Origin of the sequence: Bifidobacterium colobi, assembly GCF_018555455.1 — a bacterium.
Lineage (GTDB): Bacteria > Actinomycetota > Actinomycetes > Actinomycetales > Bifidobacteriaceae > Bifidobacterium > Bifidobacterium colobi.
Genome location: NZ_JAFEJU010000002.1, coordinates 319,817 through 332,408, shown reverse-complemented (window position 1 = coordinate 332,408; position 12,592 = coordinate 319,817). Strand labels below are relative to the sequence as shown.

Below are 12,592 nucleotides of genomic sequence, written 5' to 3'. Positions count from 1 at the left end.
GCAATGCGCTGGTAAGGGCATCGACCACGCGGAAGTGGCGGGCCGACGAAAGGAGACGATGATGTCGCGATCACGATGGGATGTGAATACGGTCGAACATGGGAAGATCCCCTGGAGTGCGAAGCTTGGGTACTCGACGTTTTCCTTGTCATATGTGATGCAGACCATGATCGGCACATGGCAGCTGTTCTACTTCACCACATTCCTTCAGATTCCCGTAGTCGCCACCACGGCACTGCTCGCCGCCGGCAAGATTGTGGCATCGGTGATCGGTCCGGCGTGGGGATATATCTCGGACCGCATGTACTCCACGGCCTTGGGGCGCCGGTTTGGTCGACGCCGGTCGGTGATGATCATCGCCGTGCCGCTCAACGCCGCGTGCTATGTGCTCATGTGGGTGCCCGGACTGCCGATCTGGGCGTATTTCACGGCCAGCCTGCTCTACTGGGTGTTCCTGGCGGGACTATCCACCATCCAATACGGTCTGCCCAGCGAAATGACCGATAATCCGTCCCAGCGTGCGCAGCTCGTGGGTATCAACCAGATCGCCGGCGCCATCGGCAGCACATTCCTCTCACTGTTCAACGTGTACCTGTTCACCATCTGGGGCAAGGACGAATGGTCTCCCTACTTCAAGATGGCAATGATCTACGGCGTGATCGGCGTGGGCGTGCTCATCATTGGCTTCCTCACGATCCGCGAACGACCTTATGACGAGTCCACTGACGTGGCCCAGGCGGACGCGGCTCCCGGTAGGCGTTCCGGGCTTGTGAAACGTCTCATCTCAATCGTCTGGAACTTCCTGTCGGTGATCCGCGTGCGCGAATTCCGCAACTATCTGGGCCTGTATCTATGCGAACAGTGCTTCCGGTCCATTCGTGGCACCATCAACACCTATTTCGTGATCTTCGTACTGTTGCTCGACCCGCAGACCGTGTCTCTCGCCACCGGCGTCAACACCTTGTTTGGTATCGCTTGCGTGGCCTTGTTTATGTGGGTCACGTCCAAAGTCGGCGGTCCGCGCGCCTACCGCATCGGCGGATTTGAAGTTGTGCTGGTGTTCCTCTCGCTGTTCGTGCTCGCATGGTTCTCGCCCCAGCTGTCCTCCCATACCAAGGCGATTGCGTTCATCGTGCTTGGCTTGTTCATGAACTTCGGCATCACCGGCGTGGTCAACGCGACGCAGTACACGTACACGTTCATCCCCGATGTGGATGAGATCATCACGGCCAAACGACGCGAGGGACAGTATGCCTCGGTCAATGCCACCATCGACGACATTTTCGCGGCCATCGAAACCGTGGCCATCGGATGGGTGCTGGACGCCACCGGATTCATCGAAGGTACACAAACCCAACCGGCATCGACGGTTACGGCCATTGCGGTCATGTACTGTATCGCGCCAATCGTGCTGTGCTTGGCCGGCATCATGTTCACCTACCGGATGAGGATTGATCGAGACAGCCATCGGGTGCTGCTCAGCGAAATCGACCGATTGCGCGCGGGAGGCACTATGTCCGATGTGACCCCTGAGGTCAGAAAAGCCGTGGAATCCATGACCGGCATGCCGTACGAACGGTGCTGGGGGCACAACAACATCATCGATGCAAAGCATCAAGAATAGAGGAATGCCAGAGGAATCCAATATGGTCGGGGCCAGTATGGACTTGCCGGCCCCGACCATATTGGATTCTGTAATTCTTGGGGCACCTTTTAACGGGCGGTCGAGGCACGTTCGATGAGTCGATAGCCGACGCTGACGCGCTGTGGACTTAGCTCGTCCTCGGGATGCTCGATGCGGCGCATGAGCATCGACACCGCTGTAGATGCCATGCCTTCGAAATCGGTGGCAATCGTACTAAGCGTGGGGAAGCTGAACTCATCCTCGACCACGCCATCGAAACCGATCACGGCCACTTGTTCGGGTACTTTGATGCCTCGCTCGGCGAAGCCAAGCAGCATGCCCAACGCGATGCCGTCCGATAAGCAGTACAGCCCGTCGTACTGTAATCCTTCATCGGCGAGACGATGAGCCAGTTCGCGTCCACCTTGACGAGAACCGATAGTTTTGAGGCAGTTGGACGGATCATAGTCGATGCCAAGACGCTTGAGTTCGTCGGCTGCCGCGTACAGGCGCACGTCGCGAGGAAAGCCAAAGTCTACGGTTTCCGGAAGCACATTGCCGACGATACCGATGCGGCGGCAGCCCTTCTCATAGAGATGGCGGATGGCGGCTCGTGATCCGGCTGCGCTGGGCGCGTTCACCGTATCGTATAGGCAGTCCTCGCTGTAGTCCTCGAGAAGCACGGTCGGATGGGAGCCGAGGATCTTCGACACGTTACGCGCGTTGGTGGCGATGATACCGTCGGTCATCATGAATGTCGTGCCGGTATTCGCATCGTCGTCGATGTACTGCGACAGTTCGATGAGCATATGCAGACCGCGCTTATGCAACTCATTGGCGAAGCATGTGGCCAACTGCGAAAAGTAGACGCCCTGAATGCCGGAAGTGAGGAACGTGATGGTGTCATTGCGTCCCGAACGCAGGGATTTGGCTGAGACATTGGTTTTATATCCAAGCTCTTCGGCTATTTTGCGCACTTTTCTGATGGTCTGCGGTTTGAATGAGTCCAATCCGCGCATCGCGCCGGAAGCGGTTGACATGGACACTCCGGCCTTTGCAGCGACATCCTTCAACGTGACCATAATCATGCTCCTTGCATGCTTCTGTATGACGATTGCAATAATTGCAACGATACAGCGCCGTTTCGACGCGCTATCACGTGTACATGCGATTCTGACTGCGGGATACGGAATTTGTTATCACAGAGGGCAGGCTCAGCGGGCCTGCCCTCATTGTCGCAATGCTAATCTCATGCTTGTTTCCGGCGTCACATGGTCAGTACGATACGGGAGAATCCGTCAAGCGTATGTTCTCCTCGGTTCCAAATCGTTCCGCGCTCGTCGCTCGCATCGCGCATAAGCGTGAACGGTAGCGGCGAGTCGGTCATGTTGGCCAGCCATAGCTGATCCGCGCTTGGCGTGGACCTGCGATATTTCACCAGTCCAGCGCAGATACGAATCAGGTCCCGGTCCGGCTCATGCGGTTTGACCAAACGCTCGATCAGATCATCCCAGAACGGGCTGTGCTCCGGATCTGCCGGCAGCCCACCCACATAAGACACCGTGCCCCGGCTTGCCAAAATGGTTCGGCCGTCAGCCACGTCGCAATCGGTGGGATATGCGTGGGTGCCGTCTTTCACCTTGAACATGGTGACCATGCCGGTGAAGCGATCATTTCCTTGCTCAGTGCGCACTTCCACTTTCGCGCCGGAATCGTTGGCAAGGAACGCTACGACATCCGTCAGGCCAAGCCACGATCCGATGCCGTCCAAGGCATCGCCGTCATGGGGCCATGTCAACTCGCCCGTGCGGTCGGCGGTCATCGGTCCCAGAATCAGCGTGCCGCCACGATCGGCGAACGCGTGAAGTCGAGCGCGCAGGTCATCTCCGACATGTCGCACAAACGGCACCAGCACACACTCGAACGAATCAAGCAACGCATTCTCGGGAATCACCTCGACGGAGATGCCATGTCCAAGCAACATGCGGTAGAAGTCGGTGATAAGGCTTCGGTAGTTGTAGATGCCGCCATTGTCGATGTCGTAGTACCGTTTGGCGTCATCGGAATACATCAACGCCACCGTCGAGCGAATCGGGCGAGAGCCGGCAAGCATCGGCTCGTAGCGTTTGAGCATGTGCGCGGTCTCCAACACGTCCGCATACCCCAGATCCGGCTCGCCATTCTGAGTGAGTACCGCGCTGTGCGGCTGCTCCACACCGTAGGCCTGCGCGCGCAGCAGCCAGTACATGAATGCCTTCGCCCCTGACGCATACGCAAGAAATGCCTCCTGCGGCACATATCCGGCGGGGTGAGGCGACACATAGTTGCCGATATGCCCTGCATGCGAGGCGGAGGTCTCCATCAGCATGAAATCATCGCGCGGCAGAAGATTCCTCCACCGATCGAGATTCAACGTATATGCCCAGTACATGTCCTGCGGGATATAGGTGTCGAAGGACACGAAATCCAGCTGGTTGAACAGATCGAAGTTGCGCATATCAAAGCCCATTGAAGTGTTGTGCGTCACTGGAATGGATGTGCAGGCCACGATGATCTGCGCCTCGCCAGAAGCGAAGTCATTGGCCTCGTCTTCGCAGAAACGGTGGAACGCGTTATCCAACGCCGAATTATGTCTGAATGGCGTGCGCCCCGGTAGTACCACGCTGTCGAAATCGTCGTAGCGTTCGCTCCAGATCGAGGTTCCCCAAGCCTCATTCATAGCGTCGACGGTACCGTAGTGTTCTTTGAGCCACTGTGGCCATAGGGCGCGGCAGGTGTCGCAGAAGCATAGACGCGCCTTGAATTCATTGTCGATTTGGATGGCTTTGACGTTGCGATGGCGATCCGCCGTTTGGGCAACACGCGCGGTGAGCTCGAAGGCTTTGCGGCGGAAGAATGGGTTTTTGGTGCAACAATGTTGCCGTGAGCCGTGACCCTCGATCCTGCCGTCGTCAAGCACGATATTGGTGTCGTGATCTCGGGTCATCCACCGCGGTGGAGTTGGCGTGGGGATGCCCACGATGGCATCGATGCCTCGCTTTTCCAGTGAATTCAACAAGGCGTCGAGATATTCCATATGGTATTCGCCGTCCGCGGGCTCGAGCTTGTCCCAGAAGAATTCGCCGAGACGGACGGTGGTCATGCCAATCGCGGCAACACGGTCCATATCGGATTCATTGACCGAATCCGCCCATAGTTCAGGATAGAAGGACGCTCCGTAATGGTACGGGCAATCGTCCTGCGGCAACAGGCGGCGGTCAATCCACGATCCAAGAAACGCGCTGATTGCGGAGGCATCGAACGCGTCAGGCAGGTTCGCCAAGAATGCGGCATGACTGTAGTTCTCCAAGTCGCATACGCGAAGACGCAGATCGTCGGCAAGCCGGTGAATCAACTGGCTGTCGCCGCTACGGCAATATGGAGCGTCTTCTCCGGCTGCGATGAGCGTGTCGCGGTCGATCATCCCGGTGCATAGTGCTGCGGTCGCTCCTTGTTTTTGGCATAGACTCAGTGCTTCGCGAAGCGTGTTTTCGGCCGATACACCGTCTGACGCGCTGGTGCCGTATCCGAAGGCCAGCAGAACTTGATCGGTGGAATGCAGTTTTAGTTGGCGTAATTCGCCTATATCGATTTGCATGCATTGCGCTGGTCCCGCAATGTGGGGCAGATGCGACGTTAGCGTTTCCAAATCCAACGCGATGCCTGTCTTCCGATTCACGATGATGATGGCCATGTCAACAGTCCTTTCTGCGCCATGGAGTTATGCCTATCTGCGCACACCGCTGCCGTGCGTCGTACTTCGCGCAGGCTGTGCTGTATGCGTATGTATACAGTACCACTTTTTGCATCGTTGCAAATAAGCAAAATATGCTTTCACAAAGAATTATTTGATGATAGTGGCTGCAGAATTTTGTACTGTTGCAATGAATGGTGCCTGGGAAGGCTGTGGGTCATGCAAAAGCTATGTCAATGTGTGGCCCGAGATTTGGAATGCCGCGCGATTAGAGGCTGTTTGAAACTAACCCTATAGGACAACATGAACGACGGTGTTTCACAATATCGCACAAAACAACACCACGATGCGAGACAAGACATCCCATTATGGGGAGCGGTTACATGCGGTTCGAAACGTAACCGCTAATCCAACAAGGGAGAACCTGGTATGAGAACGGGAAAGAAAGTCATAGTCACATCCGTGGCAACGTTGGCCGCGCCGACGCCATGAGCAACACGACCGTCATCACCACCGGCACCGGATTCGCCGACACCTGCTTCCACAAACAGGGCTTTCTCGCCTACAAGGGGTTGATTTCAGCTTCCGGGAACATCTATCTGCTCTACAAGGGGTTCCTCAACCTGCAAATCACGGGTATAACCGCCATCACGATACCGTCATTCCGCCGTTTTGACGGCCCCTCTACCTGGCAGGCAACCCCTTGTAACGCGGATAGGTCTCCCGCGAGCCGGAAATCAACCCCTTGTAAGCGAGATACACCCTCCCGCTCACAAAATAATCACCCTTCGAACACGCGATCGCGAATCATGCGACCGGATTCGTCCAACGCGGTAGAGAACCGACCGTAGTCGGAGAGAATCACGCCCATATAGAGCATGTCCACCAAAGCGGTATCGGCCACGCGCGAGAAAATCGCATTGCCGTAAATGGCATGCGAGTCGCGCCCGGTCACAAGCACTACATCAGCCCAGCTGGCCAACGGAGCACCCATCGCGTTGGTGATCGCAATGGTTTTCGCCCCACGCGACTTCGCCAACCGAAGCGCCTTGACCGTATCCGCTGAGCTTCCGGAGTGGGAGAATGCGATGGCCACATCGCCATGAGTGAGGTGTCCGGCGCCGATCTGCTGCAGGTAAGCGTCCGTATTGAGGCGGCATGTGAGCCCCAGATACTCGAACTTCGTGAACAGATCCATGGCCGGCGTCAGCGAATTCTCCACGCCGAAAATATCAATCAATCCCGCTTCGGCGATAATATCAATCGCCTTGCGGTACGCCTTGGGATCCAATGCGCTGCGCATTTCATCAATCAGCGCTTTGGCGCCATCGGCGGCTTTGGCGGGAATCTCATCCACGCTATCCCAAGGGTTCAGGTCGAAGCCGGACAGGGGATCGAACGTCACCTGATGCGCGGCGGCCGGATGCCGCAGCACGTACCGCAGTTCACGGTATCCGCCGAAACCGAGTTTGCGCGAGAAACGAATCACCGTCGGCTGGCTCACATGCGCCACGTCGGCGAGCTGCCCGACCGTCAGTTCGGCCGCATCTTCCGTATGATCGCGAATATATTGCGCCACGGCTCGCTCAGCCGGGCGTAACGTTGGATACACGTGGTCGATACGTTCTCGTATTCCCACCGAGGATTGCACAGGTACGCTCCCGATTGTCGCCATTTTCGTATTACTTCCTGATTACCGAGCGTACCGGTTCGGACCGTGAAAATACGCACATAGCATTAACCGCAACATGAACGATAAGCGAACTTTTCTGTTCACCTTCGCTCGCCGCCGGCAATTCAGCCCATGCCCGAGCCCGCAAACCAACTACAATGGCATCATGGTTCGGATCACAGTCTCAAGCCCCACTCACCGGACAAGCGAGCGGCTTTACGGCGTTTTCTTTGAAGACATCAATCACAGTGCCGACGGCGGCCTCAACGCCAACATGGTGAACAATTACAGTTTCGACGGCGTCTATCTGAACCATCACACATGGCGACTGTCCGGTGCCGACCGCTGGCGCACCGAGGCCGATCCGCTACGATTCTGGCGTTTCACCAACTGCACCGCGGAAAGCTACGGCAGTGAAATCCGCGGCGACCATGGGCAGATTCTCACCACGCACTGCCCCGCTCCCCCGGTTCACGCGCACAGCAGGTACGCGCGCATCAGCGCCACACTGCCCGCATATAGCAACGCAACCGCACAATCCTCCACAGCACAGTCCGCAACGCAGCACTCCAGCAGTCCCATGTTCATCGAAAACCTCGGCTACAACGGCGGCGGCAAGAACGGCAGCGAGCCAGCCTTCTCCATAGTCGCCGGGCATATCTATGACGTTGATTTCCAACTGCGCCCGGTAGTCGGCACGTTTGTACTCGCGGTACGTGTGATTGGCAAGAATGGCGAACCGCTGACGGAAACCGCCCGGTTCGATTGCAGCACCAAGGATGATTGTGCCGCAGCCGGCACTGCGGCAGCCGGCACTGCGGCAGCCGGCACTGCGGCAGCCGGCACTGCGGCAGCCGGCACTGCGGCAGCCGGCACTGTCACAACCAGCACTGTGGCAGCCAGCACTGCGGCAGCCGGCACTGTCACAACCAGCACTGTGGCAGCCAGCACTGCGGCAGCCAGCAACATCGCAACCGACACTGCAGCAACCGACAACACCGCCGCCAACGTCAACGTGCACATCGAGCACGACACCAACGGCTGGCTGCACTGCACCGCTCAGGTGCGCGGTATTCGAACCGACTATGGCAAACTGCACATCGCCATCGAACCGGGTGCTGAGCCGGCAGTCGAACTGACCGATAAGCCGACCGCCGAACCGACCGAAGAACCGACTGAAAAGCCCACAGCTGAGCCAAACACCGGACCGACCGCAGAACCGACTGAAAAGCCCACAGCCGAGTCAACCACCGGACCGACCGCAAAACCGACCGCCCACCCCACATCAGAGCCAACCACCGAGCCAACCACCCAACCAGCAGCCGCCGCAAATCCGCACATTACCGCACACGGCAATGTGCTGTTTGACTTGGATCTGGTGCAGTTCATGGACGCGGACTACTGGGGCGCGGGAGACCCGAAATGGCGTTATGGCAAGCTGCGGCGAGACTTGGTGGAAACCATCAAAGCCCTCCATCCCACGTTCATGCGCTTCCCCGGCGGCTGCATCGTGGAGGGCGTGACGCCCGGCAACGAGTACCGTTGGAAGGATACCATCGGCGCTCTGGCCGCCCGTCGACCGCAGTATTCGATCTGGTCGTTCAAAATGCCGGACGGGTCGAGCTACTGCCAGAGCTATCAAATCGGCTTCTACGAGTACTTCTGCCTATGCGAGGATCTTGGTGCCAAACCGTTGCCGACATTGTTCGCCGGCATCGCATGCCAGTCGCCCGGCCGCGATCCGCGCCACATGGACATTGATTCCGAAGCGTTCCGTCGCAATGTGATCCAGGATTATCTGGATCTGATTGAATTCGCCAATGGGAATCCGAACACGAGCCCTTGGGCTGCGGTTCGGCGTGATATGGGGCATCCTGAGCCGTTTGGTTTGGATATGATCGGCGTGGGCAATGAGAATTTCGGGGCTGACTACGTGGCGAAGTTCACGCGCATCAGCGACGCGATTCACGCCATATACCCGCACATGCTGTGCATTATGAGCGCCGGATTGTTCCCATTCCAACTGCCGATGAAGCGTACGTGGGATTATGCGCGCACGGTGGCCACCGCCGGCACTGGCGCGCTGGATTCCGCCACTGGCGACGCGATTATTGTGGACGAGCATTCCTATCATTCGCCCGAATGGTTCGAATCGCAGGCACATCGTTTCGACAACTACCCTCGTTGCGGTGCCGGCGTGTATTTCGGCGAGTATTCGGCGAACGGCTATTTTGCGGGGCAACCGCAGACCGAGCAGGGTGCGAACACATGGAAGTCGGCGCTGGGTGAGGCCGCATTCCTGACCGGCTGCGAGCGCAATTCCGACGTGGTAAAAATGACGTCCTACGCGCCGCTGCTGGCGCATATTCCCGCCAAAGGTTGGGCGCAGAATCTCATCGAATTCAATCCCGCGCACGTCAATCCCACGCTCAACTATGAGGCGGAGCGCCTATTCTCCGCGCATGTGGGCCCGTTCACCTATCAGGTGGATGTAGAGCGCACGGCAACAGCACGGCATCTGTATGTGAGCGCAACCGGCGGCGATTGCAGCAGTATCGGCAATAGCAGCAGCTGCCGGTATATCAAAATCGTCAACACCAGTGCCAAAGCCGTGGATGTGACATTGGAAATCGAGCGCGGGCTGGCTGCACTCGGTAGAGGGACCAGCGGCAATAACACTGTTATCAGCACTGGCGACGCCGACAACGCCGGACGCAGTGCAATCTCCAGCAAAGCAGTCTCCAGCAAAGCAGTCTCCCACAGTGCGGTCTCCAGCAGCACCGTTCGATTGGAAATCGAAACGCTGAGCGCCGCGCCTACTGCGAAAACCACCATCGGCTACCGCGGTAAGGCTGAGGGTGCAATCATCCCCGAGCATCGTGCGCTGCAGTTGCCGGCCGCTAATTCACTGTTGGCAATGAAGATTCAGCCGTACAGTCTGACTTTGGTGACCGCGCGCTGGTGATGCTAGGTCTGGTGATGCTAGGTCTGGTGATGCTAGGTCTGGTGATGCTAGGTCTGGTGATGCTAGGTAATGCTGTGGCGATGATGCTTACTCGATGATCCAGCTCAGTCCCACGAGCACCGCCAAGAACAGTACGTTGACTGCCGAGTAGACGGCTAGGTACCGGCCTTTCTTGTCCGGATACTGGCGCACCACGTTCTTGTAGGAGATGAGCGAGGCCATCGAGGCGATCAGGGTTCCCATGCCGCCCAGATTGGTGCCGATAATCAGCTCGCGCCATTGGTCGGAGAAGCCTGACAACAGAATCGTGGTCGGCACGTTGCTGATCACCTGGCTGGAGGCCACGGCCACTTCGAGCGGGTGACCGCCGACCAGCGAGCGCGCAAGTTCATAGAACTCCGGCACGCGCTTCATATTGCCGATGAAGATGAAGAACATACAGAAGGTGAGCGGCAGTCCCCAATCCACGTAGCGGAAGACGCGGCGGTCGGTGAACAGGAATACGACCACCACGATCACGCACATGGCCCACAGCGGAATCACATCGGAGACGGCAAGCAGGCAGACCACGAACAGCAGCGAATAGACCACGGTACGCCAGCCGCCGTAGCCGGCGCCATAGCCGGTGATGCGAATCTCGTCAGGCTGATGCTTGTTGCGTTCGGGGGCCAGCACCCCGGTTTCCAGGTTGCCGAGGTTGCCGACCGGCTGTTTGCCGAATACCACGCAGGCCACAATCACCAACAGAATGGCGGCGGTGATGGAATACGGTGCCATGATGGCGATGAAATCCATGGTCGGCATGCCGGTGAGGGCTTTCAAATACAGATTGTGCGCGTTGCCGATCGGGGTGAGCATACTGCCCACGTTGGCGCCAATGGTCATCAGCATGGCCACCAGAATGGTTTTCTCCTGCTGGCCGGCCATGATGAGCACGGCTACCGCAAACGGCACGAAGGTGACCAGCGCCACATCGTTGGTAATGAGCATGGCGGAGAAGAAGGTGAGTGCAACAAGCGTGATGACAAGGCCGCGCATTGTGCTGGTTTTCTCTAGCAGACGCGAGCCGATGATGCGGAAGACGCCGATGCGCTGGAAGCCGCACACCACGATCATCAGGCAGATGAGCTGGCTGATGGTGCTGGCGTGAATGTAGCCTTTGTAGTCGGCGTCCGGCGGGACGATGAAACAGGAAATCAATGCGAGTAGTGCGGCGACCACCAGAATCGTCTCATTCTTCAGCAGGTTGATCAGCCAACGCCGCATGAATCCTCCGTGTTCAAGCCATTCAGACGTGCTCAATAGTATCGGAACACCCTGCCGAGTACGTAGTTTCGGCGTGCTGTTTTCCGACTTTTTTCGCGCAAATCAGCCCTTATCCTTACTGGCGATTGGCCTGCGCTCCCGACTTTTTGTCTTGATGTTTGTTTACGACAAGGTGAACGTATAGCAAATTGCAGATATGCATATGTTGCTGAGATTAACGCTGCGGCTCATTCGGCACACACGTACCGAATGCTCGCAACCTTTTACAACCGCGTTGCAGACTTTTCGTCGATTATGGGAATCATGCTTCACCGCAAAACTACGCCGACTACGCGTTATAGGGGTAGTTTTACTTGCTGTTCACTTTGACTTCGTTGAGCTTTCGCCAATGTAAGATTCACGCCACCCACTCTTGCCGGACTATGGAATTACGACCTAGCGGTTTTGGCCGCACATAACTGAATGTTGAATGTCCGAAATTCTATTCCACGCTTCCCATACGCGTGGAAGGCAAGTTGGGAAATATGCTCGAACTGAAAAACATCACCAAGTCGTTCGGTGACACTCACGTGTTGAACGGCATCAGCCTCACTCTGGGAGACGGACAGATCATGTCCATCCTCGGCCCTTCCGGCGGCGGCAAGACCACGCTGCTCAACATCATCCTTGGTATCACCGATGCCACCAGCGGTCAGATCCTGTACAACGGCGAGGATCTGACCCAAGTGCCGATGGAGAAGCGCGGCTTCAACATCGTGTTCCAGGATTACGCCCTGTTCCCGAACCTCACCGCCTACGAGAACATCACCTATGGTCTTCGCAACAACCCCGGCATCTCCTCCGAAGCGGAAATCAAGGAGCTTATCAAGCTGCTCGGCTTGGAAGAGCACCTGAACAAACACATCGATGAGCTTTCCGGCGGCCAGAAGCAGCGTGTGGCCTTGGCCCGCACGTTGGTGATGAAGCCGAAGCTGCTGCTGCTCGACGAGCCGCTTTCCGCATTGGACGGCGTGATCAAGGAATCCATCAAGGCCAAGATCAAGCAGATCGTGGACCAGTACAAGCTCACCACCATCATGGTCACCCACGATCCTGAGGAAGCCTGCACAATGAGCGACAAGGTGCTCATCATCAACCACGGCAAGATCGCCCAGTTCGATACGCCGGAGAACATCATCGAGCACCCGGCGTCCGACTTCGTCAAGAAGTTCATCCTCCACCAGCTTGAGGTGAAGCGCAACAACATCTACTCGCTGTTCAGCGAAGCCGAAGCGGACGAGCAGGCCGCCGCCAAGACCGACACCCACGCCCTCGCCGGTCAGGAGGCCTGAG

At 57.4% G+C, this 12,592-nt stretch carries 7 protein-coding genes; 3 read left to right on the top strand and 4 right to left on the bottom strand.

Going from position 1 to position 12,592, the window contains the following annotated elements; translation table 11 throughout:
* The first annotated feature begins 58 nt into the window (after window positions 1-58).
* Window positions 59-1,624 (top strand): MFS transporter, encoded by a 1,566-nt coding sequence (locus JS530_RS03605; RefSeq protein ID WP_214375845.1) that lies wholly within the window; start codon window positions 59-61, stop codon window positions 1,622-1,624.
* Between the two features lie 89 nt (window positions 1,625-1,713).
* On the opposite strand, the gene JS530_RS03600 is transcribed toward JS530_RS03605, so the two are convergent.
* From JS530_RS03600 to JS530_RS03590, 3 genes are all read right to left on the bottom strand, one after another.
* On the bottom strand, window positions 1,714-2,706 hold the full coding sequence (locus JS530_RS03600) for a LacI family DNA-binding transcriptional regulator (RefSeq protein WP_214375844.1): 993 nt from the start codon (window positions 2,704-2,706) through the stop codon (window positions 1,714-1,716).
* A 185-nt stretch (window positions 2,707-2,891) separates the two neighbouring features.
* On the bottom strand, window positions 2,892-5,357 hold the full coding sequence (locus JS530_RS03595) for a beta-galactosidase (protein ID WP_214375843.1): 2,466 nt from the start codon (window positions 5,355-5,357) through the stop codon (window positions 2,892-2,894).
* A gap of 781 nt (window positions 5,358-6,138) precedes the next feature.
* A complete protein-coding gene (locus JS530_RS03590) occupies window positions 6,139-7,008 on the bottom strand; it encodes a MurR/RpiR family transcriptional regulator (protein WP_214376036.1) in 870 nt (289 codons plus the stop codon).
* A gap of 187 nt (window positions 7,009-7,195) precedes the next feature.
* Between JS530_RS03590 and JS530_RS10785 the strand changes: the two genes are divergently transcribed.
* Window positions 7,196-9,994: an alpha-L-arabinofuranosidase C-terminal domain-containing protein gene (locus JS530_RS10785; protein ID WP_240541071.1), complete on the top strand. Its 2,799-nt coding sequence runs from the start codon at window positions 7,196-7,198 to the stop codon at window positions 9,992-9,994.
* Window positions 9,995-10,081: 87 nt separating this feature from the next.
* On the opposite strand, the gene JS530_RS03575 is transcribed toward JS530_RS10785, so the two are convergent.
* Entirely contained in the window at window positions 10,082-11,260 is a 1,179-nt protein-coding gene (locus JS530_RS03575) for an anion transporter (RefSeq protein ID WP_214375842.1), read from the bottom strand.
* Between the two features lie 524 nt (window positions 11,261-11,784).
* On the opposite strand from JS530_RS03575, the gene JS530_RS03570 reads away from it, so the two are divergent.
* The gene (locus JS530_RS03570; RefSeq protein WP_214375841.1) at window positions 11,785-12,591 is read left to right on the top strand and encodes an ABC transporter ATP-binding protein; all 807 of its coding nucleotides are present in this window, start codon (window positions 11,785-11,787) and stop codon (window positions 12,589-12,591) included.
* The last annotated feature ends 1 nt before the right edge of the window (window position 12,592 follow it).

Coding starts and splice junctions, on each gene's coding strand:
- JS530_RS03605 (WP_214375845.1), top strand. CDS start 59: ATGATGTCGCGATCACGATGGGATGTGAATACGGTCGAACATGGGAAG.
- JS530_RS03600 (WP_214375844.1), bottom strand. CDS start 2,706: ATGGTCACGTTGAAGGATGTCGCTGCAAAGGCCGGAGTGTCCATGTCA.
- JS530_RS03595 (WP_214375843.1), bottom strand. CDS start 5,357: ATGGCCATCATCATCGTGAATCGGAAGACAGGCATCGCGTTGGATTTG.
- JS530_RS10785 (WP_240541071.1), top strand. CDS start 7,196: ATGGTTCGGATCACAGTCTCAAGCCCCACTCACCGGACAAGCGAGCGG.
- JS530_RS03575 (WP_214375842.1), bottom strand. CDS start 11,260: ATGCGGCGTTGGCTGATCAACCTGCTGAAGAATGAGACGATTCTGGTG.
- JS530_RS03570 (WP_214375841.1), top strand. CDS start 11,785: ATGCTCGAACTGAAAAACATCACCAAGTCGTTCGGTGACACTCACGTG.